Source organism: Paraburkholderia sp. JPY419 (assembly GCF_050435705.1).
Taxonomy (GTDB): domain Bacteria; phylum Pseudomonadota; class Gammaproteobacteria; order Burkholderiales; family Burkholderiaceae; genus Paraburkholderia; species Paraburkholderia youngii.
Genome location: NZ_JBNDKV010000002.1, coordinates 1,679,111 through 1,705,697 on the forward strand (window position 1 = coordinate 1,679,111; position 26,587 = coordinate 1,705,697).

Here is a 26,587-nt window from a genome sequence, read left to right on the forward strand (position 1 = left end):
GGCGGTAGCCATCCAAGCTATGACCAAGGAGCTCAAACATGAGTGACGCAATTCAAAGTGATATCCATGCCGATCCGATCGTGATCGTCAGCGCGGCGCGCACGCCGATGGCCGGCTTTCAGGGCGACTTCGCGTCGCTGACCGCGCCACAACTCGGCGCGGTCGCGATCAAGGCGGCCGTCGAGCGCGCGGGTCTGAAGCCCGAGCAGATCGACGAAGCGGTGATGGGCTGCGTGCTGCCCGCCGGCCTCGGCCAGGCGCCCGCGCGCCAGGCCGCGCTCGGCGCGGGTCTGCCGCTCGCCACAGGCTGCACGACGGTCAACAAGATGTGCGGCTCCGGCATGCGCGCGGCGATGTTCGCGCACGACATGCTGGCTGCGGGCTCGCTCGACGTGATCGTCGCGGGTGGCATGGAAAGCATGACGAACGCGCCGTATCTGTTGCCGAAAGCGCGCGGCGGCATGCGCATGGGCCACGGCCAGGTCATCGACCACATGTTCTACGACGGCCTCGAAGATGCGTACGACAAAGGCCGTCTGATGGGCACGTTCGCCGAGGAATGCGCGGCGTCGTTCGACTTCACACGCGAGGCGCAGGACGCGTTCGCGGTCGAGTCGCTGAACCGCGCGAAACGCGCGAACGAGGACGGCTCGTTCGACTGGGAAATCGCGCCCGTTACGGTGGCGGCCCGCAAGGGCGACGTCACGATCGCGCGCGACGAGCAGCCGTTCAAGGCCAACCTCGACAAGATCCCCACGCTGAAGCCTGCGTTCAGCAAGACCGGCACCGTGACGGCGGCGAACTCGTCATCGATCTCGGACGGCGCGGCCGCGCTGGTGATGATGCGCGAGTCGACCGCGAAGCGGCTCGGCGTGACACCGCTCGCGCGCGTCGTCGGTCATTCGACGTTCGCGCAGGAGCCCGCGAAGTTCACCACCGCGCCGGTCGGCGCGATCCGCAAGCTGTTCGGGAAGAACGGCTGGCGCGCCGGCGACGTCGATCTGTACGAGATCAACGAAGCGTTCGCGGTCGTCACGATGGCCGCGATGAAAGAGCACGATCTGCCGCACGACAAGGTCAACGTGAACGGCGGAGCATGCGCGCTAGGCCATCCGATCGGCGCCTCGGGCGCGCGCATTCTGGTTACGCTCATCGGCGCGCTGAAGAATCGCGGTCTGAAGCGCGGCGTCGCGTCGCTGTGTATCGGCGGCGGCGAGGCGACCGCGATGGGTATCGAACTGATCTGAAGCGTTGACCAAACTTCGAGGAATACGATGAAAACAGTGTTGATCGTCGGTGCGTCGCGTGGCATCGGCCAGGAATTCGTGCGGCAGTACAGAAAGAGCGGCTGGCGCGTGCTCGCGACCGCGCGCGACGGCGCCGCGCTCGACGCGCTCAACGAGCTCGGCGCCGAAACCTTCATGCTCGACGTCACCGCGCCCGAAGAAATCGCGGCGCTCGGCTGGAAGCTCGACGGCGAACGGCTCGACGTCGCGATCGTGGTGTCGGGCGTGTACGGTCCGCGCACCGAAGGGATCGAGACGATCACCGCCGAGGACTTCGATCACGTGATGCATACGAACGTGCGCGGCCCGATGCAGCTGCTGCCGATCCTGCTGCCGCTCGTCGAGGAAACGGACGGCGTGCTCGCGGTGATTTCGAGCAGCATGGGCAGCATCGCCGATGCGAGCGGCACGACGGGCTGGCTGTATCGCACCAGCAAGGCGGCACTGAACGCCGTGCTGAAGCTCGCGTCGCTCGACGCGCAACGCGCGACCTGCGTGTCGCTGCATCCCGGCTGGGTGCGCACCGACATGGGTGGCGCGCAGGCCGCGCTCGATCCGGCGCGCAGCGTCGCGGGCATGCGCGAGGTGCTGGCGCAGGCGGCGGCATCGCGCGACGCGTTCCACGGCCGCTTCGTTCAGCACGACGGTACGCAGCTCGACTGGTAGACAACCGGGTTGCATCGGATCGGAGACACACTCATGGTGCTTGACCAGGATCACCTGATGGTGCGCGACGCACTGCGCACCTTCGTGCGCGAAGCGATCACGCCGTACGCGGCGCAATGGGATCGCGAGCGCACCTTTCCGCGCGACGTGCACCGGCAGCTCGCCGAGCTCGGCGCCTATGGCGTGCTGGTGCCCGACGCGTATGGCGGCGCCGGCATGGACGCGTTCGCGCTCGCGCTGATCCTCGAAGAAATCGCGGCCGGCGATGGCGGCACGTCGACCGCGATCTCGGTGAACAATTGCCCCGTGTGCAGCATTCTGCTCACCTATGGCAACGACGCGCAGAAGCGCGACTGGCTCACGCCGCTCGCGCGCGGCGAGATGCTCGGCGCGTTCTGCCTGACCGAGCCGCAAGCGGGCTCGGATGCGTCGGCGCTGCGCACTACCGCGACGCGCGATGGCGACGCGTACGTGCTGAACGGCGTCAAGCAGTTCATTACGAGCGGCAAGAACGGCGACGTCGCGATCGTGATGGCCGTCACCGACAAGACCGCCGGCAAACGCGGCATCAGCGCGTTCATTGTGCCCACCAGCACGCCGGGCTACGTAGTCGCGCGTGTCGAAGACAAGCTCGGCCAGCATTCGTCAGACACCGCGCAGATCGTGTTCGAGGACTGCCGTGTGCCGGCAGCGAACCTGATTGGCGCGGAAGGCGAAGGCTACCGGATCGCGTTGTCAGGGCTCGAAGGCGGGCGCATCGGCATCGCTGCGCAAAGCGTCGGCATGGCGCGCGCCGCGTTCGAAGCGGCGCTGACTTACGCAAAAGAACGCGAGAGCTTCGGCGCGCCGCTGTTCTCGCACCAGGCGGTGCAGTTCCGTCTGGCCGACATGGCCACGCAACTCGAAGCCGCGCGTCAATTGATCTGGCACGCTGCGTCGCTGAAGGACGCGGGCCGACCGTGCCTAACCGAAGCCGCGATGGCAAAACTGTTCGCTTCCGAAGCGGCCGAGCGCATCTGCTCGGCCGCGTTGCAGGTTCACGGCGGCTACGGTTATCTGAGCGACTTCCCGGTCGAGCGGATTTACCGTGACGTGCGCGTGTGCCAGATTTACGAAGGCACGAGCGATATCCAGAAGATCCTGATCGCTCGCGCGCTCAACTGAAATTTCAATGAATAAGCCATTGTTGTCACCGCAAAGACCTGTCGACTGTCCATGCGGCGGCGCCGCGCCCGCCGCACGCCCAGGCACCACGACCAAGGCCCCGCGTTTCGCACAATGCTGCGGCCGCTATATCGACGGCGGCGAAGCGGCGCCGCGCCCGCTCGAACTGATGCGCTCGCGTTATAGCGCGTACGTGCTCGGTGCAATTGACTACCTGCGCGCGACGTGGGACCCCCGCACCTGCCCCGCCGATTTCGACGTCGATCCCACCGCACCCGACGCGCCTCGTTGGCTCGGACTGCAGATCAAAGCGTTCGCCGAAAACGATGCCGATCACGCGACCGTCGAATTCATTGCCCGCTACAAAGTGGGGGGACGTGCGCATCGGCTGCATGAATTGAGCCGCTTCCTGCGTGGCGATGATGGTCGCTGGCGTTATGTAGACGGAGACGTCAATGAGTAGCAGGCGCTGATTAAGTGATCGCTGCATTACGCGTCGAGGCTTTCTAATGCCTGCCTCTCGCTCTCGACAAAATTCATAAAAACCCTCGGTTCGGGCTTTTTTTCGTTCCACGCGCGCAGGCTCCTTCGTTGGCCTCGCGCCACAGCACTTACACGACCTTTAGTCGCCGCTTCCCGCCACATGTCCCCGGCCCTTGCCTGGCAAGGCTTTGAGGCCTTATTCGCAGACGCAGCAATTTTTTCGTCGCGGGTTCTCCTTGATTGCACAAAACAAAATTGTCGTGCCAGGATGAGTCCGTAGTTTCATGACGTCACATTGCGAGAGCGGGTCACACCAGTTCCGCAACATGCAAAGGAAGCCTGACCGGCCGCTGATAGTAAGCGCGCCGCGCGGGCTCCGGCAGCATCGAGTGACGCTCATCCTCGGCGCGTGGGGTCGCGTCGGCCGTTGGGTTCATCCCGTGCGATCTCGATTTGCGTGCGTGCGCTTTGCGCACTACGCACGCGAGTGAGTCTGTTTGTGTCGAAAACGCGAATGAAAGCTGAACGTCAGCAGCGTTTTTGGCCACCGGACAGCACGGAGTTCAGGACAGGTCTTTCAAGCAGGTGCGTCAATGGTGTTGAGCAAGGTTCTGACGAAGTGTGCGGCGATCTGCGCCGCGGCCACGTGTGCTGCCACGATCGCGCACGCCGATCCGCTCGCTTACTCTTCGCCTTCGGCACACAACGCGACACCGACCAGCGACACCCAGGGACCGCTGTCGCGCGCCCGCGTGCCGCGCCTCGCGCTCGACGACGACGTCTATCTGCCCACCGCTCACCTGAACGAAAAGATCATCCGCGTGCCGGTCGACGCCGCCGGCACTGTCACGCTCGAAACCACGGTCTACAAGCCGGACGGCCCCGGCCCGTTTCCGATGATCGTGTTCAACCACGGCAAGATTCCGGGCGATCCGCGCACCCAGGAACGCAGCGACCCGCTGCCGTTCGCGCGCGAATTCGTGCGCCGGGGCTACGTGGTCGTCGCGCCGAACCGCCAGGGCTTCGGCCACTCTGACGGCGTGTACGAGCAGGACGGCTGCGACGTCCAACGCAATGGCCTCGGCCAGGCCGGCGACGTCGCCGCGACGATCGATTACATGTCGAAGCAGCCTTATGTCGACGCGACGCACATCGTGGTGGCCGGCACGTCGCATGGCGGTCTCGCGACGATTGCGTACGGCACCGAAGCGGCGCCCGGCGTGCGCGCGCTGATCAATTTCTCGGGCGGCCTGCGCCAGGACTCCTGCGAGGACTGGCAAGGCAATCTGACGCGCGCATTCGGCGCATACGGCGAGAAGACCACGGTGCCGTCGCTGTGGCTCTATGGCGATAACGATTCGGTGTGGAACGCGCCGCTCGTCGCCGGCATGTACGCCGCGTATGGCGCGCATGGCGCGAGCGTGAAGATGGTCGACTTCGGCAAGTACAAGAACGACGCGCATCGGCTGGTCGGTGACCGCGACGGCGTGCGCGTATGGTGGCCGGCCGTCGAAGCGTTCCTCGCGCGCGCCGGCATGCCGACGGCCGTGCAGTATCACGTCGCCGATCCGGCCGCGCCGCAGGCAACCGGCTTCGCCGCGCTCGACGCCGTCGACGCGGTGCCGTTCCTCGACAACGAGGGCCGCAATGGCTATCGCAACTTCCTGCATCAGTATCCGAGCCGCGCATTCGCGGTGTCGGATTCGGGCGCGTGGTCGTGGGCCGAGGGCGGCGACGATCCGATGTCGGTGGCGGTGGCGAATTGCCAGAAGCAGAGCTCCGATCCGTGCCGGCTGTATGCAGTCGATAACTCGGTCGTGTGGGGCAATCAGAGCTCGCAGACGGCGGATGCGGGTGATGCCGATGCGAATGGCCGGAAAGCGATTGCGAGCCGGGAGTGAAGTACGCATAGCATCTGGATTCGAGTTTCGGTTCCGACGTGTCGAAGGCCTGCTGATTCAGCAGGCCTTTTTGCATTCGGGCCGCCGTTGCGCCATGACAGTTAGACCGTTCGTGCGGCGCGCATGTGCAAAAGCACGTCTTCACCACAAATTCTCGCCAGTAATAGCTCATTACTTTGACGTCGCTATCTCCGTCGATTGGCGAGCTTTGAGCCCGAAGTCGAACGAGCTGCGTCGAACAGCGGCAAACCTCGACGCCACGGCGAAAAACGCGCGTTTCGCAGCTGATGCGCGCGGCGAAATAAACCGCTAATCTCGACCCCGCGCGCTCGCCAAGGCTCGTTCCTCGCGACCGGAATAGGTCTGCGGAAAAAACGGAAACGCCTTTCAAAAAAGGCGTGAGACCGACCTCGCGCGTGCGTGGCATAAAAGCACCTCGGAGTACCTCTTTGGAAAATTCAGCAGCCCCCCGGGTCGCCCCTGAAGACTGGGTCGCCCGCAGCCTTCGCGCGGTATGGCATCCGTGCACGCAGATGAAGCATCACGAACGTCTGCCGCTGATCCCCGTCGCGCGCGGTCAAGGCGCATGGCTATACGATCGCGCGGGTCATCGCTATCTCGACGCGATCAGTTCGTGGTGGGTCAATCTGTTCGGTCACGCGAACCCGCGCATCAACGCGGCGCTGAAAGAGCAGCTCGATACGCTCGAACACGCAATGCTCGCCGGCTGCACGCATGAACCCGCCGTCGATCTCGCCGAACGTCTGCACACGTTGACCGGCAACACGCTCGGCCACGCGTTCTTCGCGTCGGATGGCGCGTCGGCGGTCGAGATCGCGCTGAAGATGAGCTTTCATAGCTGGCGCAACCGGGGCTACGCGGACAAGCAGGAATTCGTCTGCCTTGCCAATAGCTACCACGGCGAGACGATCGGCGCGCTCGGCGTGACCGACGTCGCGCTGTTCAAGGACGCGTACGATCCGCTGATTCGTCACGCGCACGTCGTCGCGTCGCCCGATGCACGGCTCGCCCAAGCGGGCGAGACCGCCGCCGACGTCGCGCGCCGCGCGCTCCACAACGTGCGCGCGCTGTTCGAGGCGCGCGCGAACCGCATCGCCGCGCTGATCGTCGAGCCGCTCGTGCAGTGCGCGGCCGGCATGGCGATGCACGACGCGTCGTACGTCGCCGGATTGCGCGCGCTGTGCGACCAGTACGGCGTGCATCTGATCGCCGACGAAATCGCGGTCGGCTGCGGCCGCACCGGCACGTTCTTCGCATGCGAGCAGGCAGGCGTGTGGCCCGACTTCCTGTGTCTGTCGAAAGGCATCAGCGGCGGCTATCTGCCGCTGTCGATCGTGCTGTCACGCGACGAGATCTTCGCAGCCTTCTATCACGACGACACCGCACGCGGCTTCCTGCATTCGCACTCGTACACCGGCAATCCGCTCGCGTGCCGCGCCGCGCTCGCAACGCTCGATCTGTTCGCGAGCGACGACGTGCTCGCCATCAACGCACGCAAATCGGCGACGCTCGAGGCCGCGCTCGCGCCGCTCGCCGAGCACGTGCAGGTGCGCAATCTGCGTCAGCGCGGCACGATCTTCGCGTTCGATGCGGTGCTCGACGATTCGCAGCGAGCCAAAACGTTCTCGCGCCGCTTCTTCGAAAACGCGCTGCAACGCGAGCTACTGTTGCGCCCGATCGGCACCACCGTGTACCTGATGCCGCCGTACATTCTCGACGACGAAGAACTCGCGCTGCTCGCCGCGCGCACACGCGACACCTTCGACGCCACGCTCGCGGAGGCCCGCTGATGCATCTGCTCGACACACTCGCCGAAGGCCTGAAGGAAATCGACGCACGTGGCCTGCGCCGCCGCCGCCGCACCGCGGACACACCCTGCGCCGCGCACATGACGGTCGACGGCCGCGAAATGATCGGCTTTGCGAGCAACGACTACCTGGGCCTCGCCGCGCATCCGCAGTTGATCGAGGCGATCGCCGAAGGCGCGCGGCTGTATGGCGCGGGCAGCGGCGGCTCGCATCTGCTCGGCGGTCATTCGCGCGCGCATGCGCAGTTGGAAGACGATCTCGCGGCATTCGCGGGCGGCTTCGTCGACGATGCCCGCGCGTTGTATTTCAGCACCGGCTATATGGCGAATCTCGCGACGCTGACCGCGCTCGCGGGCCGCGGCACGACGCTATTCTCCGATGCGCTCAATCATGCATCGCTGATCGACGGTGCTCGGCTGTCGCGCGCCGATGTGCAGATCTATCCGCACTGCGACATGGATGCGTTGAGCGCGATGCTCGAAGCGTCGGAGGCGGACGTCAAGGTGATCGTCTCCGACACGGTGTTCAGCATGGACGGCGACATCGCGCCGCTGCCGCGTTTGCTCGAACTCGCGGAGCGGCATGGCGCGTGGCTGATCGTCGACGACGCGCACGGCTTCGGCGTGCTCGGTCCGCAAGGCCGCGGCGCGATCGCGCAAGCCGCGCTGCGCTCGCCGCATCTGATCTCGATCGGCACGTTGGGCAAGGCGGCGGGCGTTTCCGGCGCCTTCGTGGTCGCGCACGCGACCGTGATCGAATGGCTCGTGCAGCGCGCGCGTCCGTATATCTTCACGACCGCGTCGGTGCCGGCGGCCGCGCATGCGGTGTCGGCGAGCCTGCGCATCATCGGCGGCGATGAAGGCGATGCCCGCCGCGCGCATCTGCAGCAACTGATCGAACGCACGCGCGCGATGCTGAAGGCGACGCCGTGGCTGCCCGTCGATTCGCATACGGCCGTTCAACCGCTGATCATCGGCGCGAACGATGCGACGCTCGAGATCGCCGCGTCGCTCGATCGCGCAGGGCTGTGGGTGCCCGCGATCCGTCCGCCGACCGTGCCGACCGGCACGTCGCGCCTGCGCATCTCGCTGTCGGCCGCTCACTCGCATGCGGATCTCGACCGGCTCGAGGCCGCGCTGCAACAAGTCGGAGCGCGCGCCGCATGAGCAACCCGAATAACGATGGCGGCGCACTGTCGCTGTTCGTCACCGGCACTGACACGGAGATCGGCAAGACCTTCGTGTCGTCGGCGCTATTGCGCGGCTTCGTGCGCGAAGGTCTGCAAGCGGCCGCGATGAAGCCGATCGCGGCGGGCGCGTTCGAAGTGAACGGTGTGCTGCACAACGAAGACGCGGACCAACTCGATGCCGCGTCGAGCGTGCTGCTGCCGCCCGCGATGCGCACGCCGTATCTGCTGAAGGAACCGGCTGCGCCGCACATCGCTGCGGCGCTGGAAAACGTCTCGTTCGATGTCGATCACATCGTCGCGTGCCATCGCGAGGCGCTGAAGCTCGCCGAGGTCGTCGTGGTCGAAGGTGTCGGCGGCTTTCGCGTGCCGTTGACCGCGACGCAGGACACCGCCGATCTCGCCGTCGCGCTGAAGCTGCCGGTGGTGCTGGTGGTCGGCATGCGGCTCGGCTGCATCAGCCATGCGCTGCTGAGCGCCGAAGCAATCGCCGCGCGCGGTCTCACGCTCGCGGGCTGGGTCGCGAATCGCATCGACCCGGATATGACCTTCGCCGACGAAAACATCGCGTCGATTCGCACGCATCTCGCGCAAGCGTACGACGCGCCGCTGCTCGGTATCGTGCCGCATATCAGCCCGCTGTCGCCGGAACTTGCGGCCGAACAGCTCGATATTCGACGGCTTCTGCAAACGCTGCGCCAATTGCGCGCGACATAGCGCTATCCAGCAGCGCCGAACCCCATTTCATCCGTACACGAGGATCGATCACATGACACAACTGAACATCGCATCGGGCAGCGCCGACACGAGCGCCGCCAACGGCAATCCGACTGCCGCCGCCACTGAAGGGAAGCCGCTCGCGCGCTGGCGCGTCGCGGATATCGTCGCGTTGTACGAACTGCCGTTCAACGACCTGCTGTTTCGCGCGCAGCAAACGCATCGCGAGCATTTCGACGCGAATGCGGTGCAACTGTCGACGCTGCTGTCGATCAAGACTGGCGGCTGCGAAGAGGATTGCGCGTACTGTCCGCAGTCGGTGCATCACGACACCGGTCTCGCGGCCGACAAGCTGATGCCGGTCGACGAAGTGCTCGCCGCGGCGAAACTCGCAAAGGACAACGGCGCGACGCGCTTCTGCATGGGCGCCGCGTGGCGCAATCCGAAGGACCGCCACCTCGAGCCGATCAAGGACATGATCCGCGGCGTGAAGGCGATGGGCCTCGAAACCTGCGTGACGCTCGGCATGCTCGAAACGCATCAGGCACAAGCGCTGCGTGATGCGGGCCTCGACTACTACAATCACAACCTCGATACGTCGCCGGAGTTCTACGGCCAGATTATTTCGACGCGCACCTATCAGGATCGCCTCGACACGCTCGAGCGTGTGCGCGACGCGGGCATCAACGTGTGCTGTGGCGGCATCGTCGGCATGGGTGAATCGCGCCGCGAACGCGCGGGGCTGATCGCGCAACTCGCGAACATGGAGCCGTATCCGGAATCGGTGCCGATCAACAATCTGGTGCAGGTGCAAGGCACGCCGCTGACCGGCACCGAACCGATCGACCCGTTCGAATTCGTGCGCACGATCGCGGTTGCGCGCATCACGATGCCGCGCGCGATGGTGCGTCTATCGGCCGGCCGCGAACAGATGGACGAGGCGTTGCAGGCGATGTGCTTCCTCGCGGGCGCAAATTCGATCTTTTACGGCGATCAGTTGCTGACCACGAGCAACCCGCAGGCGGAAGCGGACCGTAAGCTCCTCGCGCGTCTGGGAATTCGCGCTGAGGCTGCGCAGCAAATGCCGGTCGAGCAGAGTGAGTGCGAGCGTGGGTGTGCGCATGGGCATGGGGATCACGGCGCGGCGAATTGAGTCGCGGAGTCGCTGCATCGGTAACTCGCATGCGCCCAGCGTGCGGGAATGAAAAAGGCTGCCTCGTTTTGCGAGGCAGCCTTTTACTTTTTACGCTAAACCCGAAGCTCACTTCCGATCAACAATAATCTGATCGAACGTCCCCCCGTCGGAGAAGTGCGTGTCCTGCGCCTTCTGCCAACTGCCGAACATCTGCTCGACCGTGAACGTCTTGATCGGCTTGAACTCGGCCGCATGCTTCGCGAAGACGTTCTTGTCGCGCGGACGCAGATGATGCTGCGCGATGATCTCCTGCGCGGCCGGCGACCACAGATAGTCGAGGTATGCCTGCGCTTGCTTGCGCGTGCCACGCTTGTCGACGACCTTATCGACGATCGACACCGGCGGCGCCGCGAGCAAACTCAGCGACGGATACACCGCTTCATAGCTGCCCGCACCGACACCCGTATCGATGAGCGATACTTCGTTCTCGAACGTGACGAGCACATCGCCGATACCGCGCTGCGTGAACGTCGTCGTCGCTCCTCGGCCGCCGGTATCGAGCACCGGCACGTTGCGGAAGATCGCCTTCACGAAGTCGAGCGCCTGCGCGTCGGTGCCGCCCTGCTGCTTGCGATAACCCCACGCGGCGAGATACGTATAACGTCCGTTGCCCGAGGTCTTCGGATTCGCGATCACCGCCTGGACGCCGGGCTTCGCGAGATCGTCCCAGTCCTTGATGTGCTTCGGGTTGCCCTTGCGCACGAGGAACACCATCGTCGTCGTGTAGGGTGCGCTATCGTCCGGCAGACGCGCGCGCCAGTTGGCGGGGACCAGGTGGCCCTTTTCGGCGAGCAGGTCGATGTCGTTCGGTTGATTCATCGTCACCACGTCGGCCTGCAACCCCTGCAGCACCGACAGTGCCTGCGCGCTCGACGCGCCGTGCGACTGCCGCACCGACACCGTCTCACCGCTCTTCTGCTTGTAGTCCGCGATGAAGCCCGCGTTGATGTCCTTGTACAGCTCGCGCGTCACGTCGTACGACACGTTCAGCAGCGACGTATCCGCGCGCGCTGTCGTGACGCCGCCAAACGCGAGTGCAACTAGTGTGATGCCTGCCGTCACGATCGCTGTGAGCCGGCGTGATGTCCCCGTGTTGCCCTTCATTGTTTCCCCGTCTGTCGATGATCGAAACCTGTAGCCGCGCATACGCGGCATGACGCGGGATTCTAACGGATTGCTTACCTGGCGCGCGCCGCAGCGGGGTGCTCACACGAGCGCATGCTGCACCGTATCGATCGCCTCCTCGCGAAAGCGCAGCGGCGCGGCGCAGTGCACGAGCGTATCGACGAAGTACTTCGCACGCGGCCAAGGACCGAAGCCCGCCGCCGTGTTGATATGCCCCGCATCGCCGAGATTGACGAACGCGCTGCCGAAACGCTGCGCGAGATTGCGCGCGTCGGCAAGCGTCATCCACGGATCGGTTTCGCTGCCGATCAGGATCGACGGCACGCCCAGACGTCGCGCGTCGAACGGTCCCGCGAATTCGAACTTGCGCGGACTCGCGGGCGCGACGAACAGCACGCCGACCACGTCGCTGGCGAGTGCGCCCTGCTGCAACGCATGCGCAGTCGCAAGGCAGCCGAAGCTGTGCGCGGCCAGCACGAACGGACCGCGTTCGCGCGCGAGCAGATCGCGCAACGACTTTGCCCATAGCGCGAGATCGGGCGCGTCCCAGTTGGCCTGCTCGACGCGCAACGAGCGCGCGAACTGCCGCTCCAGCCAGGTTTGCCAATGCGCGCCTTCGCTGCCGTGCAGGCCGGGAACGGTGACGAGCCGTGGCGGCCAGCTCGATCGGGTGCATGAAAGCATGTGCGTGCCTCGCTGCGCAGGGAATCCGGGCAAGCATTGTCCCGCTCGGTCGCGCGTCGATGAACCAAGATTTTGTGCTTTGGTTATGGGGCAAACGAAGAAATGCGCCGGTACGCGCGGGCTCGACGCCCGCGACTACACGCATCCCGAAGCGCACGCCCGTGCGCAGACGCGCGCGATTTGCGTCGAAAAAGTAGAATGAAGCCTACTTCATAACGGGAGGAGACCCGATGCCGCTCGCGTCGCCCCATCGCCGAGGCGCGCTGCCAGTCCGCCCCGCTGATGCGCAGATCGACGCAGCCGCAATCCGTACCGCATGAAAATACTCTTCTACGCCCCGCACACCGAAGCCGCCGCCTGGCTGCACGACTTCGCGCGCGCTTTGCCCGCGGCCGAGCTGCGCGAATGGCAGCCCGGCGACAACGCGCCAGCCGATTTCGCGGTGGTCTGGCGTCCGCCGCGCGAGATGCTGGCCGGCCGCACGACGCTGCGCGCGATCTTCAATCTCGGCGCGGGCGTCGATGCGATTCTCGCGCTCGAACGCGCGCACCCCGGCACGTTGCCGCCCGAGGTGCCGCTGATTCGCCTCGAAGATACCGGCATGGGCGCGCAGATGGCCGAGTATGTCACGCATGCGGTGCTGCGCTATCTGCGCCGCTTCGACGAATACCAGATGCTGCAGGGCGAGCGCCGCTGGAAAGTGCTCGAGCCGCATCCGCGCGCAACGTTCACGGTGGGCGTGCTCGGTCTCGGCGTGCTCGGCACGCAGGTCGCGCAAACGCTCGCTTCGTTCGGCCTGCCGGTGCGCGGCTATAGCCGCAGCGCGAAGCAGATCGACGGCATCGCGACGTTCGCCGGCGACGTGCAGTTCGATAGCTTCCTCGACGGCGCGAAGGTACTCGTCAATCTGCTGCCGCATACACCCGACACGGAAAGCGTGCTGAATGCGCGAGTCTTCGCGAAGCTCGCGCGCGGCGCATATCTGATCAACGTCGCGCGCGGCGCGCATCTGCTCGAAACGGATCTGCTCGCCGCGCTCGCGAGCGGCCAGCTCGCCGCCGCGACGCTCGACGTGTTCCGCGAGGAACCGCTGCCCGCCGATCATCCGTTCTGGCGCGAGCCGCGCATCACGATCACGCCGCATACGTCGGCGCTGACATTGCGCGAGGACAGCGTCGCGCAGGTCGCGGACAAGATCGGCGCGATGATGCGCGGTGAGCAGGTGAGCGGAACAGTGCAGGTGGAGCGCGGCTACTAGGTGATTCCCACGCCCGCGCGCGTCGCAGACGCGCGGGCTGAACTGAATTACAGCAATGCGGCAGCACCCATCCTGGATGGGACTGCGGTAAAACCGCATCGGATCGGAGACACATCATGGCCTTACCGCAACAAGTGAAAATCGTCGAAGTGGGTCCGCGCGACGGGCTGCAGAACGAGAAGGAATTCGTGCCGACAGCGACCAAGATCGAACTGATCAACCGGCTGTCGGCAGCGGGTTTTCGCAACGTCGAAGCGGCGTCGTTCGTGTCGCCGAAATGGGTGCCGCAGATGGCCGACGGCGCTGATGTGATGGCTGGCATCGAGCGCCGCGCCGGCACCATCTACTCGGTGCTGACGCCGAACCTGCGCGGCTTCGAAGGCGCGCTCGCCGCGCGCGCCGACGAGATCGTGATCTTCGGCGCGGCGAGCGAGGCGTTCTCGCAGAAGAACATCAACTGCAGCATCGCCGAGAGCATCGAGCGCTTCGCGCCGGTTGCCGCAGCGGCGAAACAACATGGCCTGCGGATTCGCGGCAGCGTGTCGTGCGCGCTCGGCTGTCCGTATCAGGGTGAGGTGCCGGTCGCGTCGGTCGTCGACGTCGTCAAGCGCTTCGCGGCGCTCGGCTGCGACGAGATCGATATCGCCGACACGATCGGCGTCGGCACGCCGAAGCGCACCCGGGAAGTGTTCGAGGCGGTGACCGAAGTGTTTCCGCGCGGGCATCTGTCGGGACACTTCCACGACACCTACGGCCAGGCGCTTGCGAACATTTACGCTGCGCTGCTCGAAGGCATCGAGATTTTTCATGCATCGGTCGCGGGGCTCGGCGGTTGCCCGTACGCGAAGGGCGCGACCGGCAACGTCGCGACCGAAGACGTGTTGTACCTGATGAACGGCCTCGGCATCCAGACCGGCATCGACCTCGCCCAGGTGGTCGAGATTGGCGACTTCATTTCGAACGCGATCGGCCGGGCCAACGTGTCGCGCGCCGGCAAAGCGCTGCTCGCGAAAGCGCGCAGCGAAGCGAATACCTGCGTATAAACGCTCCATCCATTTTTGAATCAGGATTTCCAACGATGAACGACCTCGCGTCCTTCGACTCCGACGATCTCGCCGCGCTGCCCGACTCGGCACGCCGCGTCGCGCTGCTGCTGCGCGAGCGCGGTCACGCGGGGCGAATCGTGATGCTGCCGGAAACCGGCAAGACTTCCGCCGAAGCGGCCGCTGGACTTGGCTGCGCGGTCGCGCAGATCGCGAAGTCGATCCTGTTCCGGCGCCGCGAAGACGACGCCCCGGTGCTCGTGATCGCGAGCGGCGCGAATCGCGTCGACGAAAAGAAGGTGGCCGCGCAGGTCGGCGAGATCGGCCGCGCGGACGCGAAGTTCGTGCGTGAAAAAACCGGCTATGCGATTGGTGGCGTGTGCCCGGTCGGCCATGCGACCGAGCCGGTCACGCTGATCGATGCCGATCTGCTCGAGTTGGAGAGCCTGTGGGCGGCCGCTGGTCATCCGCACGCAGTGTTCAATCTGACCGCGCAGGAGCTGATCGCGCTGACGGGCGCGCCGGTCGTCGATGTCGCGTTGCGCGAGCCGGCCTGAACACGATGGCGAGCAGTAAGCCTTACGAACAAAAAGCCGGCGACGTCTGCGTGCCGTCGCCGTGCATCAATGTGTGCAGGATGGATGCGTCGACCGGCTGGTGCGAAGGATGCCTGCGCACGATCGACGAAATCGCCGGCTGGTCGACGTTCGACGACGACGATAAGCGCGCGGTATGGGACGCGATCGAAGCGCGCCACGCGGAGTTCATTGCTGGCCGCACGGCATCGACGGCGAAGGAGAAGCAATGAAAGCCGCGCCGCGCGTCGTCACGCTCGGTGAGACGTTCAGTTCGACGCTCGCGTTGTCGGTGGAGTCGATCAGATCGTTCGCAACGCTCGTCGTCGATCTGAACCCGCTGCATCACGATGAAGCGTATGCCGCGCAAAGCCGCTTTGGCGGGCTGATCGCGTCGGGCACGCAACCCACCGCGTATTTCATGGCGCTGCTCGCCACGCATTTTTCTACTTACGCGCAACCACTCGGCCTCGAATTCGATATCAAGCTGAAGAAGGCGGTGCAGGCGCACGACACGCTGACGATCACATGGCGTGTGCGCGACGCTCACTGGAAGCCGAGCCTGAGCGGCGACCTGACCTACCTCGAAGGCACCGTGGTCAATCAGCGCGGCGAACTGCTGCTGACGGGCACCTCGACGATCCTCGTGATGCCGAAGCCCGACGCGCTCGAGCACGCGCAATTGAAAACGGCCGCACCATGATCGCGCTACCCGCATCGATCCAGGTGTTCGAGCGCGGCTGGCTGTCGTCGAACAATGTGCTGCTCGTCGATGAAGCCTGCGCGGCGCTCGTCGATACCGGCTATGCGACGCACGCTTCGCAGACGGTCGCGCTGGTGCGCAATGCGTTGCACACGCGGCCGCTCGATCTGATCGTCAACACGCATCTGCATTCGGATCACTGCGGCGGCAACACGCTGTTGCAGGCCACATGGCCGTGTCGCACGCTGATCCCGTCATCCGAAGCCGATGCGGTACGCGACTGGGACGAAACACGCCTCAGCTTTCGCGCGACCGGTCAAACCTGCGAGCGCTTCGGCTTTACCGGCACGCTCGCACCCGGCGCACGCTTGTGGCTCGGCGCGCTCGACTGGCAGGTGCTCGGCGCGCCGGGCCACGATCCGCATTCGCTGATGCTTTATTGCGCGCACGAACGCTTGCTGATCAGTGCCGACGCGCTATGGGAAAACGGCTTCGGAGTGATCTTTCCCGAACTCGAAGGCGAAAGCGGCTTTGCCGAGCAGCAAGCCGTGCTCGACATGATCGCGACACTCGACGTGCGCGTGGTCATCCCAGGCCACGGCGCGCCGTTCACGCATGTCGAACCGGCGCTCGACCGCGCGATGTCGCGCGTAGCCTGGTTGCGTGCCGATCCCGCGCGCAACGCGAGGAACGCGCTGAAGGTGCTGATCGTATTCAAGCTGCTCGAAGTTCGCGAGATGAGCGTGGACACGCTTTTGCGCATGCTCGACGACGCGTCCACGATGCGCGCCGCCGCGTCGATGCTGAAGCCACGCAGCGAATGGCCAGCGTTGCTAACGGGAATGATCGGGGAGCTCGCGGCAAATGGTGGACCGCTCGAAGTGGACGGCACGCGCATTCTCGCGCGGCGTTGAACGTGGGATTGGCCCGTTCAGCGGGTGCGGTCGAAAAGGGCCCCGGAACCAAAACCGTACCTACAAAAAGAAAGCCGCTCGACAAGGCGAGCGGCGGAACATCTGTGTGGACGTGATCAGCGTCGCCACCAATGATACGCGTGCGAATATTCGCAACGCATCGGTGATTTCCCTACAGAAAATTGACACCGCGTTTTACAAATGCATACATATTCTGTCATCACGCCGCGTTAGGCGTTCGAATGCGCGCGCTTTATTCCGGAATCCCTGGCAATATCCATATCACGTGGACGACAGGCGCTTTTTCTGCGGCACGATCCGCCAGCCGAGATTCACGCCCGCCGCTGCCAGCAGAATCAGCGTGGCGCCGAGCACCTGAATCCATGCGAGCGTCTGTCCGAACGCGATCCGGTCGACGATGATCGCGACCACCGGATAGATGAACGACAACGCGCCCGTCATCGACGTCGGCAGCTTCTGAATCGCGCCGTACAGCAGCACGTACATGAGACCGGTATGGACGACGCCGAGCACGACCAGTTCGAGCCACTGCACACCGCTTGCCGGCAATGCGTCGAAACGCACGAACGGTGCTAGCAACAGCACGCCGAGCGACACCTGGATCAGCGCGAGCAGATGCGGCGGCGTGCCCTTCAGCCGCTTCGTGATGATCGACGACACCGCGTACATCGCCGCCGCGCCGACCGCATAGGCGACGCCGACCAGATATTGCCCCGGCACCGCGAGCACGGCCGGCTCGACCTTCACGACGAACACGAGCCCGACGAATGCGACCACGAGCCACGCGATCGTCGACGCGCTGATACGCTCGCGAAACACCAGCGCACCGAGCCCGACCAGCATGAACGGCTGCGTGTTGTAGACGGCCGTCGCCATTGAAATCGACGCGCGTGAATACGCGGCGAACAGCAGCACCCAGTTTACGACGATCGCCGCGCCGCCGAGTAACGCGAGGCCGAGCATCTTCCACGAAAACAGCTCGCGGCGAAACAGGCCGAGCACCGCGCACACGAGCGCGAGCGTCGCGCCGCCGAAGATGCAGCGGAAAAACACCACGTTAAAGGGGCTTTGCTGCGACGACACGACGAGCCAGCCGATCGTGCCCGACATCAGCATCGCAATGCTCATCTCGGCCGCGCCGCGGCGGATGTCGCTCGACGAACTGCTCGAGCTCGTCGCTGAAGCCTTGTTTGAAGCCATGATTCGATCCCGGATTGATGACTGCATAACTGGCAGTGTAATTAATCCACCTGCGCGAATACATGGCTAAACTTAAGCGTTACCGCTTTTTCACCTCATAAACGAAGGCCATTATGAGCAAACGCCTTGCATCGATCGCACCGGTCGCACTCGACGACACCGACCGCGCACTGCTCGCCGCGCTCGCGCAGGACGCGCGCCAGCCGGTCAGCGAACTCGCGCGCGTCGTCGGCTTATCGGCGCCCAGCACGGCCGAGCGCGTGCGGCGGCTCGAAGCGCAGGGCGTGATCGAGCGCTTCACCGTGCAGATCGATCCGCGCGCGCTCGGCTTCACGCTGCAGGCGATCGTGCGCGTGAAGCCGCTGCCCGGCCAGTTACATCTGGTCGAAGAAGTGATCCGGCGCATTCCGGAGTTCGTCGAATGCGACAAGGTAACCGGCGACGACTGTTTCATCTGCCGACTGTACCTGCATTCGATCGAGCAGCTCGACGAGATCTTGTCCAAAGTGACCGAGCGCGCGGAAACCAGCACCGCGATCGTCAAGTCGACGCCGGTCGCGCGGCGGCTGCCGCCGCTCGGCTGACAAAAGTCGCACCAAGGCCGCGCGAAGCGGCCCGGCGCTTATTTTTCGACGGCCTCGAAAAACGACAGCATCTCGGCGATCAGTTCGTCCGGCGCTTCCTCGGGCAGATAGTGTCCGCACGATAGCGCGCGGCCGCTCACGTCGCGCGCGACATGCCGCCATTCGTCGAGCGCATCGAAGCATTTTTCGACCACGCCCTTGTCGCCCCATAGCACGCGCAGCGGACAGCCGATCTTGTTGCCGCGCTCGATATCCGCGCGATCATGTTCGAGGTCGATGCTCGCCGACGCGCGATAGTCCTCGCACATCGCGTGCACCGCGCCCGGTTGCGCGAGCGCTGCCCGATAGGCGTCGAGCGCGGCGGGGTCGAACGGCGCGAGGCCAGCGTGAGGTCCGCCCATCACCGCGTCGACATATGCGGCCGGATTCGCGCCGATCAACGTTTCGGGCAGCGGCTCGGGCTGGATCAGGAAGAACCAGTGGAAGTAGTGCGTCGCGAACGTGCGGTCGGTGGCTCGGTACATCGCGAGCGTCGGCGCGATGTCGAGCAGCATCAAACGCTCGACCGCATCGGCGTGATCGAGCGCCATCCGGTGCGCGACGCGCGCGCCGCGATCGTGCGCGCAGACGAGGAAGCGCTCGAAGCCGAAGTGGCGCATCACCGCGACCTGGTCGGCGGCCATCACGCGTTTCGAATACGGCGTGTGCGTCGCATCGCTCGCCGGTTTGCCTGACGCGCCATAGCCGCGCAGATCGGTTGCGATCACCGTGAAGTGCTGCGCGAGCGGCGCGGCGCAGCGTTCCCAGATCAAATGCGATTGCGGATGGCCGTGCAGCAGCAACAGAGGCGGGCCGGCGCCGCCCTTCACCCCGAAAATATCGACATCGCCCACGGCGACACGAAAAGGCGTGAAATTTTCGAAGGCCATGACGTCTCGTTGATCGTTTGAGGTCCGTGCATTGTAGAAGGCCGACAAGTCCGTGCGAGGTGGGATAACCCACGCAGACGTGGAACCTGAATACTCCTTCGAACCGCTTCGGATGTCCCTAACGCGCGGTGGGCGTCCACTTCGCCTATAATCGAACGATCGTTCTTAAATGTTTGTCGCGACTACGGCATGCGGGTTTCGTGCGATTGCCACACGCATTCGCCGCCCGACACGCCGCAAGCCGCGTGCCGCCGCTAAACTCATCTATCTGCCGGGCGCGCGCCGCACCGGTTGGCCCAATCTGGAGATTCGCACCATGGCACTGCCCGCCGTTCTGCAAAACCTCGCGCTGCCCGTCGTCGCTTCACCGATGTTCATCGTCAGCTATCCCGAACTCGTGTTGGCACAGTGCAAGGCCGGTATCGTCGGCTCGTTCCCAGCCCTCAACGCGCGTCCGGCCGAGTTGCTCGACGAGTGGCTCACGCAGATCCAGGCGCAACTCGCCGAGCACAAGGCCGCGAACCCGGATGCGGTGATCGGCCCGATCGCGGTCAATCAGATCGTTCATCAGTCGAATGCGCGGCTCGAACACGACGTGCGCGTGTGCGTCGAGCACAAGGTGCCGATCTTCATCACCAGCCTGCGCGCGCCGGCACGCGAGATCGTCGATGCGGTGCATAGCTATGGCGGCATCGTGCTGCACGACGTGATCAATCTGCGTCATGCGCAGAAGGCGCTGGACGCTGGCGTCGACGGGCTGATTCTGGTCGCGTCGGGCGCGGGTGGTCATGCGGGCACCACCTCGCCGTTCGCGCTGGTCGGCGAGGTGCGGCGCATTTTCGACGGCCCGATCGTGCTGTCGGGCTCGATCGCGAACGGCGGCTCGATTCTCGCCGCGCAGGCGATGGGCGCGGACCTCGCGTACATGGGCACGCGCTTCATCGCGACCAAAGAAGCGCATGCCGTTGACAGTTACAAGCAGGCGATCATCAACGCGAAGGCGTCGGACATCATCTACACGAACCTGTTCACCGGCGTGCATGGCAACTACATCCGCGAGAGCATCCAGAACGCGGGGCTCGACCCGGACGCGCTGCCCGAATCGGACAAGACCAAGATGAACTTCGGCAGCGAAAAGGCGAAGGCGTGGAAGGACATCTGGGGCGCGGGCCAGGGCGTCGGCCTGATGGACGACGTGCCGGACGTCGCCGAACTCGTGCAGCGTCTGAAGAAGGAATACGACGACGCGAAGGCGCGGCTCGGCATCGCGCGCTGAAGGTGTTGAACGGGGGCGGGCCGGGCCGCCCCTCGCGGCCTACATATTCCGCCGATACTGCCCGCCCACCTCGAACAGCGTGTGCGTGATCTGCCCAAGCGAACACACGCGCACCACGTCCATCAACACCGCGAACACGTTGCCGTCGTCGATCACCGTGCGCTTCAGGCGTTCGAGCGCCTCCGGCGCGGCGTCGCGGTGGCGCGTCTGGAAATCGCGCAACCGCCGCAGCTGACTCTGCTTTTCCGCGTCGGTGGAACGCGCCAGCACCAGCGGACGCGGCGCTTCATGCGGATGCGCGCTCAGGAACGTGTTCACGCCGACGATCGGATACGAGCCGTCATGCTTGCGATGCTCGTACAGCATCGACTCGTCCTGAATCCGTCCGCGCTGATAACCGGTTTCCATCGCGCCGAGCACGCCGCCGCGCTCGGTGAGCCGCTCGAACTCGGCGAACACCGCTTGCTCGACCAGATCGGTCAGCTCGTCGATCACGAAGCTGCCCTGATTCGGATTCTGGTTCTTCGCCAACCCCCATTCGCGATTGATGATCAGCTGGATCGCGACCGCGCGGCGCACCGATTCCTCGGTCGGCGTCGTGATCGCTTCGTCGAACGCATTGGTGTGCAGCGAGTTGCAGTTGTCGTAGATCGCGATCAGCGCCTGCAGCGTCGTGCGGATGTCGTTGAAATCGATCTCCTGCGCGTGCAGGCTGCGGCCCGACGTCTGCACGTGATACTTCAGCTTCTGGCTGCGCTCGTTGGCGCCATAGCGCTCGCGCATCGCGATCGCCCAGATGCGTCGCGCGACGCGGCCGAGCACCGTGTACTCCGGGTCCATGCCGTTCGAGAAGAAGAACGACAGATTCGGCGCAAAGTCATCGATCGACATGCCGCGCGCGAGATATGCCTCAACGTACGTGAATCCGTTCGCGAGCGTGTAGGCGAGTTGCGAGATCGGGTTCGCGCCGGCCTCGGCGATGTGATAGCCGGAGATCGACACCGAGTAGAAATTGCGCACCCGGTGTTCGACGAAATACGCCTGGATGTCGCCCATCACCTTCAGGCTGAATTCGGTCGAGAAGATGCAGGTGTTCTGCCCCTGGTCTTCCTTCAGGATGTCGGCTTGCACGGTGCCACGCACGTTTTCGAGCGCCGCACGGCGCGTGGCGGCGAGTTCGGCTTCGGTCAACGGGCGGCCTTGCTGTTGCTCTTTCAAAGCAATCTGCTGGTCGATCGCGACGTTGAAGAACATCGCGAGGATCGTCGGCGCGGGGCCGTTGATCGTCATCGACACCGATGTTTCCGGCGAGCACAGGTCGAAGCCGTCGTAGAGCGTCTTCATGTCGTCGAGGGTCGCGACCGACACGCCCGAATTGCCGATCTTGCCGTAGATGTCCGGGCGCTCGTGCGGCTCCTCGCCGTACAGCGTTACCGAGTCGAATGCGGTGGATAACCGCTTGGCCGGCATGCCTTCCGACAGCAGCTTGAAGCGGCGATTGGTGCGCTGCGGATCGCCCTCGCCCGCGAACATGCGCGTCGGGTCCTCGTTCTCGCGGCGAAACGGAAACACGCCAGCGGTGAACGGGAAATGGCCGGGCAGATTGTCGAGCATCAGCCAGCGCAGGATCTCGCCGTGATCGACGAATTTCGGCAGCGACACTTTGCGGATTTCGGAGCCGGACAGCGTCGTCACGGTCAGCGCGGTGCGGATTTCGCGTTCGCGGATGCGCACCACGTGTTCGTCGCCGGTATAGGCGGCCATCGTTTGCGGCCACGCATCGAGCAGCTTGCGTTCGCGCTCGCCGAGCGCGGTGTTGCGTTGCTCGATCAGCGCGTCGAGCGATGAGGCGTCGTTGCCCGCTTCGCCGAGCATGCGGCGCGTCTCGACGAGCTGCCAACGCTCGCGCGCGATCTGCGCCTGCGCGTTGGCCCGCTCGCGATAGCCGCGCACCGTCTGCGCGATATCGGCCAGATAGCGCACGCGCGCGGGTGGCACGATCGCGTGCAGGTTGCTCGAGAAGCGCAGGCCTTCGGGAGCGCTCAGGCGCGCGCCGCCGTCGCGCAGGCCGTGGCTGCGCAGCGCAGCGGCGATGCGCAGGTACAGCGCGGTCACGCCGTCGTCATTGAAGCGCGACGCGATCGTGCCGAACACCGGCATCGCATCGGGCGAGGTCGCGAAGTCCGCGCGGTTGCGCTGCACCTGCTTGGCGACATCGCGCAGCGCATCCTGCGCGCCCTTGCGATCGAACTTGTTGATCGCGACGAAGCTCGCGAAGTCGAGCATGTCGATCTTCTCGAGCTGGCTCGCGGCGCCGAACTCCGGCGTCATCACGTACAGCGATTCGTCGACGAACGGCACGATCGCCGCATCGCCCTGACCGATCCCCGAGGTCTCGACGACGATCAGATCGAAACCCGCGACCTTGCACAGCATCAGCGCGGCGGGCAGAGAGTCGGAGAGTTCGGTCGACGCTTCGCGCGTCGCCATCGAGCGCATGTACACACGGGCGTCGCCCCGTGCGCCGCCGCCCCAGTCGCCGATCGCGTTCATGCGGATGCGGTCGCCGAGCAGCGCGCCGCCGGATTTGCGGCGCGACGGATCGATCGCGAGCACGGCGATGTTCAGCGTGTCGTCGTAGTCGAGCCGGAAGCGGCGGATCAGCTCGTCGGTCAGCGACGACTTGCCCGCGCCGCCGGTCCCGGTGATGCCGAGCACGGGAACCCGCGTGGTCTGCGCGAGCGTCGATAGCTGGTCGCGTGCGGCGGCGTCCACAGTGTTCGTTTCGAACGCGCTGATCAGTTGCGCGAGGCGGCGGAAGATCGGCGCGGCGGGATCGTCAGGGTACGAGCCGGGGGCAGTGCGGCCGTGTGGAGCATCCGCCTCGACGCAAAGCGGCAATGGACGCGCGGCCAGCTCGGCGAGCCATTCGCGCACCGGCGTCGGCCGCGCCGCCTCGGCCGCGCGCGCGCCTTCGACGCAGCGCGCGATCATGTCGTCGATCATGCCTTGCAGGCCGAGCCGCTGACCGTCGTGCGGCGAGTAGATTTTTTCGACGCCGTCGCGTTCCAGCGCGGCGATCTCCTCGGGGACGATCACGCCTCCGCCGCCGCCGAACACCTTGATGCGCTCGCCGCCGCGCGCACGCAGCAACTCGACGAGATAGCGGAAATATTCGTTGTGACCACCCTGGTAGCTCGACACGGCGACGCCGTCGGCGTCCTCGTTGAGCGCGGCGGTCGCGACTTCGGCGACGGAGCGGTTGTGGCCCAGGTGGATCACCTCCACGCCGCTCGCCTGCAGGATGCGCCGCATGATGTTGATCGACGCGTCGTGGCCGTCGAACAGTGCGGCCGCGGTGACGAAGCGCAGGCGCCGGCCCGCGGGCAGCTCGTGGCTGCCGGCACGCTGCGGCGTGGACAGGTCGGTCATGTCTCCCCCAATTCTCTTAACTGATGGGTGTTGACAATCAGTATATAGAAACGGGGTAAGACGGCGCCGGGGCGGCGGGCGGCCGATTGGCGGCGTCTGTTAGGTGCTTCGTGAAACGCTACCGCACCGCCAACGCCTTGATCTCATCAAGCGACGGCCACAGCGATTCGTTCGCGAACCGCGCCGCCAGAAAATCGACGAACGAGCGCACCTTGGCCGAGAGATGCCGCCGGCTCGTGTAGACGACGTGAATCGGCAGTTCGCGCGGCGGCACTTCGTCGACGAGCAGCGGCACGAGCCGCCCTTCGGCGAGATCGCTGCCGATCACCTCGGTGCCCAGCATCGCGATGCCCGCGCCGTGCAGCACGACCACGCGCTGCGCCTCGAGCTGGTTGACGATCAGGTTGCCCGACAGGCGCACGCGCGAGCTCGCGTCGCCGGTCGCGACTTCGAGTGCCGACACGCCCGCGTACTGCAGATAGTTGTGGCGCGCGAGATCGGCGACGCGCTTCGGCGTGCCATGTTTGCGCAGATAGGCGGGCGACGCGCACAGCACCAGATGCGCGGTCGCGATCTGCCGCGCGATCAGCGACGACGACTTGAGCCCGCCCGGCGACGCGCGAATCGCGACGTCGAAACCCTCGTCGATCAGCTCGACGACGCGGTCAGACAGCGTCATATCGACGGTGACCTGCGGATACTGCTCGGCATAGTCCGCGACCGCGGCCATCACGTGATTCAGGCCGAACGCCGATAGCGACGACACCCGCAGCCGCCCGTGCGGCACGACGCTCGCCGCGCCGACCGCCTGGCCTGCCTCGTCGAGCTCGGTGAGCGCCTGGCTGAGCCGCTCGTAGTACTCGCGGCCCGCCTCGGTCGGCGCGACGCGGCGCGTAGTGCGGTTCAGCAGCCGCGCGCCGAGCTGCTGCTCCAGATGCATCACGTGCTTGCTCGCCATCGCGGCGGACATCTCCATCTTGTCCGCCGCACCGACGAAGCTCCCTGCTTCGACCACGTGGCGAAACACTTTCATGCTGACGAGGGTGTCCATCTCAGTCGCTCGCTTCAGGAATCAATCCACGCCATTTTGCCGGCTTTATCAAAGCAACGGCAGCAAACACCCGTATTCGACTGCGCTGAAAACGACAAAGCCCGCGTTCCAGGCGGAACGCGGGCTTTGCGGTGAAACCGTAGGCCGGGATCAGAACTTCGCGCGCAACCCCGCGCCGTAGGTGTTGCCGCTCGACTGACCGGTGATGTGGTCATACATGTACGCGGCATAGACGTCGGTGCGCTTGGACAGCGGATAGTCGTAGCCGACCGCCGCCGTCTGGCGCGTCTGATTCGAACCGCCGCCGTTACGCGAATACGCGTACGACGCCATCACCGAGCCCGGCCCGAACGGCACCGTGACACCGCCCTGTCCGGTGTTCACGTGCCAGCTCGTCACTTGCTGGTTGTTGTACGTGTACATGTACTGGCCGTACAGCTTGACGAACTTCAGGTCGTACGACACGCCCGCCTGCGCGACGCTCTGGCTGCGCAGACCCGGCACGCCCGAGGTTTCGAAGCTGCCGAGGTCGCCCGGCACGTTATTGAAGTTCACGTACTGGTACACCGCGGTCGCCGCGAACGGGCCGTGGAAGTACAGTACCTGGCCGCTCCACTTCTTCGCGCCGTTCTGGGTCGTGTTGCCGAGCGCATACATCGCCGTCGCCGACAGGCCGTTGAAGTTCGGCGTCGCATACGAGACCGCGTTGTTCCAGCCCGAGTCGCCGGTCACGCCCTGATCGGTCGTGTAGGTCGGGAAGGTGCCGAGGCCGAGGTACACGTGGGTGACCATCGGCGAGAACACGTACGAATCGATGAACGGGTTGAACAGGATCGTCGACACGAACAGCGGCGTCGTCAGACGGCCGGCCGTCACCGTGCCGTACGGCGACTCGATGCCGACGTACGCGTTACGCGAGAACGTCGTGTCGCCGGTGAAGCGGCCGAACTCGCCAGTCTGCGCGCGGAAGAAGCCTTCGATCGTGAAGATCGCCTTGTAGCCGTTGCCCAGATCCTCGGTCCCCTTGAAGCCCCAGTAGGACGTCGACATGCCACCGCCCGACACGACTACCGCGGTCTTGCCACCCGGAAACTTCTGCGCACCGACCCATTCGTCGACCTGGCCGTAGAGCTGCACGCTCGATTGCGCGAATGCCGACGATGCGCTCGCCAGCGCGGCGACGCATGCAGTGGCCTTGAGAGTAGTCTTCAGCGCGGTGCTGAGGCTTGTGTTCATTGGTTCTCCAATCTTTGTCAAAAAGGTGTGGCTGTGCGAAAGGGGGCGCTCGCGCGAAACGTTGTTGTTATCCGTTCGATCGTCGAGTCAATCTGGGCGGGTCCATCTTTGCGGACCATTTTTATAAAC

General features: G+C 65.1%; 24 protein-coding genes. 17 read left to right on the forward strand and 7 right to left on the reverse strand.

The genetic code is table 11. From position 1 onward, the window contains the following. The first annotated feature begins 38 nt into the window (after positions 1–38). From QFZ91_RS13860 to bioB, 9 genes are all read left to right on the forward strand, one after another. Complete coding sequence (locus tag QFZ91_RS13860; protein ID WP_429567554.1) at positions 39–1,247, forward strand: acetyl-CoA C-acetyltransferase; 1,209 nt, start codon at positions 39–41, stop codon at positions 1,245–1,247. 27 nt (positions 1,248–1,274) lie between these two features. Continuing rightward, positions 1,275–1,952 carry an SDR family oxidoreductase gene (locus QFZ91_RS13865; protein ID WP_429567555.1) on the forward strand — a complete coding sequence of 226 codons (678 nt, stop codon included), beginning with the start codon at positions 1,275–1,277 and terminating at the stop codon, positions 1,950–1,952. A 33-nt stretch (positions 1,953–1,985) separates the two neighbouring features. Further along, the gene (locus tag QFZ91_RS13870; RefSeq protein ID WP_429567556.1) at positions 1,986–3,116 is read left to right on the forward strand and encodes an acyl-CoA dehydrogenase family protein; all 1,131 of its coding nucleotides are present in this window, start codon (positions 1,986–1,988) and stop codon (positions 3,114–3,116) included. 7 nt (positions 3,117–3,123) lie between these two features. Further along, positions 3,124–3,579: a YchJ family protein gene (locus QFZ91_RS13875; RefSeq protein WP_429567557.1), complete on the forward strand. Its 456-nt coding sequence runs from the start codon at positions 3,124–3,126 to the stop codon at positions 3,577–3,579. A 613-nt stretch (positions 3,580–4,192) separates the two neighbouring features. Then, positions 4,193–5,500, forward strand: a complete 1,308-nt coding sequence (locus QFZ91_RS13880; protein ID WP_429567558.1) for a dienelactone hydrolase family protein — start codon at positions 4,193–4,195, stop codon at positions 5,498–5,500. A 449-nt stretch (positions 5,501–5,949) separates the two neighbouring features. Continuing rightward, positions 5,950–7,311 carry an adenosylmethionine--8-amino-7-oxononanoate transaminase gene (gene bioA, locus QFZ91_RS13885; protein ID WP_429567559.1) on the forward strand — a complete coding sequence of 454 codons (1,362 nt, stop codon included), beginning with the start codon at positions 5,950–5,952 and terminating at the stop codon, positions 7,309–7,311. Then, positions 7,311–8,495, forward strand: a complete 1,185-nt coding sequence (gene bioF, locus QFZ91_RS13890) for an 8-amino-7-oxononanoate synthase (protein ID WP_429525484.1) — start codon at positions 7,311–7,313, stop codon at positions 8,493–8,495. Before bioA ends, bioF begins: the two co-directional genes overlap by 1 nt. Further along, complete coding sequence (gene bioD / locus QFZ91_RS13895; protein ID WP_429567560.1) at positions 8,492–9,232, forward strand: dethiobiotin synthase; 741 nt, start codon at positions 8,492–8,494, stop codon at positions 9,230–9,232. The genes bioF and bioD overlap by 4 nt, the downstream gene beginning before the upstream one ends. Before the next feature lie 52 nt (positions 9,233–9,284). After that, the gene (gene bioB, locus QFZ91_RS13900) at positions 9,285–10,385 is read left to right on the forward strand and encodes a biotin synthase BioB (RefSeq protein ID WP_429567561.1); all 1,101 of its coding nucleotides are present in this window, start codon (positions 9,285–9,287) and stop codon (positions 10,383–10,385) included. A 108-nt stretch (positions 10,386–10,493) separates the two neighbouring features. Here bioB and QFZ91_RS13905 read toward each other — a convergent pair whose 3' ends face one another. Next, positions 10,494–11,531 (reverse strand): sulfate ABC transporter substrate-binding protein, encoded by a 1,038-nt coding sequence (locus QFZ91_RS13905; protein WP_176383793.1) that lies wholly within the window; start codon positions 11,529–11,531, stop codon positions 10,494–10,496. Positions 11,532–11,633: 102 nt separating this feature from the next. Then, positions 11,634–12,236 (reverse strand): RBBP9/YdeN family alpha/beta hydrolase, encoded by a 603-nt coding sequence (locus QFZ91_RS13910; RefSeq protein ID WP_176368312.1) that lies wholly within the window; start codon positions 12,234–12,236, stop codon positions 11,634–11,636. A gap of 316 nt (positions 12,237–12,552) precedes the next feature. On the opposite strand from QFZ91_RS13910, the gene QFZ91_RS13915 reads away from it, so the two are divergent. From QFZ91_RS13915 to QFZ91_RS13940, 6 genes are all read left to right on the forward strand, one after another. After that, a complete protein-coding gene (locus QFZ91_RS13915; protein WP_429567562.1) occupies positions 12,553–13,494 on the forward strand; it encodes a 2-hydroxyacid dehydrogenase in 942 nt (313 codons plus the stop codon). 116 nt (positions 13,495–13,610) lie between these two features. Beyond that, on the forward strand, positions 13,611–14,537 hold the full coding sequence (locus tag QFZ91_RS13920; protein WP_368594851.1) for a hydroxymethylglutaryl-CoA lyase: 927 nt from the start codon (positions 13,611–13,613) through the stop codon (positions 14,535–14,537). A gap of 35 nt (positions 14,538–14,572) precedes the next feature. Further along, entirely contained in the window at positions 14,573–15,094 is a 522-nt protein-coding gene (locus tag QFZ91_RS13925) for a YbaK/EbsC family protein (protein WP_176122281.1), read from the forward strand. A gap of 5 nt (positions 15,095–15,099) precedes the next feature. Beyond that, the gene (locus QFZ91_RS13930; protein ID WP_368588406.1) at positions 15,100–15,345 is read left to right on the forward strand and encodes a DUF1289 domain-containing protein; all 246 of its coding nucleotides are present in this window, start codon (positions 15,100–15,102) and stop codon (positions 15,343–15,345) included. Continuing rightward, complete coding sequence (locus QFZ91_RS13935) at positions 15,342–15,815, forward strand: MaoC family dehydratase (RefSeq protein WP_429567563.1); 474 nt, start codon at positions 15,342–15,344, stop codon at positions 15,813–15,815. Before QFZ91_RS13930 ends, QFZ91_RS13935 begins: the two co-directional genes overlap by 4 nt. Beyond that, entirely contained in the window at positions 15,812–16,729 is a 918-nt protein-coding gene (locus QFZ91_RS13940) for an MBL fold metallo-hydrolase (RefSeq protein WP_429567564.1), read from the forward strand. Before QFZ91_RS13935 ends, QFZ91_RS13940 begins: the two co-directional genes overlap by 4 nt. A 282-nt stretch (positions 16,730–17,011) precedes the next feature. Here QFZ91_RS13940 and QFZ91_RS13945 read toward each other — a convergent pair whose 3' ends face one another. After that, on the reverse strand, positions 17,012–17,950 hold the full coding sequence (locus QFZ91_RS13945) for a DMT family transporter (protein WP_429567565.1): 939 nt from the start codon (positions 17,948–17,950) through the stop codon (positions 17,012–17,014). Between the two features lie 113 nt (positions 17,951–18,063). On the opposite strand from QFZ91_RS13945, the gene QFZ91_RS13950 reads away from it, so the two are divergent. Next, a complete protein-coding gene (locus QFZ91_RS13950; protein ID WP_129960278.1) occupies positions 18,064–18,534 on the forward strand; it encodes an Lrp/AsnC family transcriptional regulator in 471 nt (156 codons plus the stop codon). 38 nt (positions 18,535–18,572) lie between these two features. Here the strand turns inward: QFZ91_RS13950 and QFZ91_RS13955 are convergent, their stop codons facing one another. After that, positions 18,573–19,463, reverse strand: a complete 891-nt coding sequence (locus QFZ91_RS13955; RefSeq protein ID WP_429567566.1) for an alpha/beta fold hydrolase — start codon at positions 19,461–19,463, stop codon at positions 18,573–18,575. Between the two features lie 316 nt (positions 19,464–19,779). On the opposite strand from QFZ91_RS13955, the gene QFZ91_RS13960 reads away from it, so the two are divergent. Beyond that, entirely contained in the window at positions 19,780–20,739 is a 960-nt protein-coding gene (locus QFZ91_RS13960; protein WP_429568638.1) for an NAD(P)H-dependent flavin oxidoreductase, read from the forward strand. Between the two features lie 39 nt (positions 20,740–20,778). Here QFZ91_RS13960 and icmF read toward each other — a convergent pair whose 3' ends face one another. The 3 genes from icmF to QFZ91_RS13975 all read right to left on the reverse strand — a co-directional run bounded on the left by icmF (position 20,779) and on the right by QFZ91_RS13975 (position 26,458). Beyond that, the gene (gene icmF, locus QFZ91_RS13965) at positions 20,779–24,171 is read right to left on the reverse strand and encodes a fused isobutyryl-CoA mutase/GTPase IcmF (protein ID WP_429567567.1); all 3,393 of its coding nucleotides are present in this window, start codon (positions 24,169–24,171) and stop codon (positions 20,779–20,781) included. Positions 24,172–24,289: 118 nt separating this feature from the next. Further along, positions 24,290–25,222 carry a LysR family transcriptional regulator gene (locus QFZ91_RS13970; protein ID WP_176383805.1) on the reverse strand — a complete coding sequence of 311 codons (933 nt, stop codon included), beginning with the start codon at positions 25,220–25,222 and terminating at the stop codon, positions 24,290–24,292. Positions 25,223–25,372: 150 nt separating this feature from the next. Further along, positions 25,373–26,458, reverse strand: a complete 1,086-nt coding sequence (locus QFZ91_RS13975; protein WP_368718298.1) for a porin — start codon at positions 26,456–26,458, stop codon at positions 25,373–25,375. Positions 26,459–26,587 lie beyond the last annotated feature (129 nt).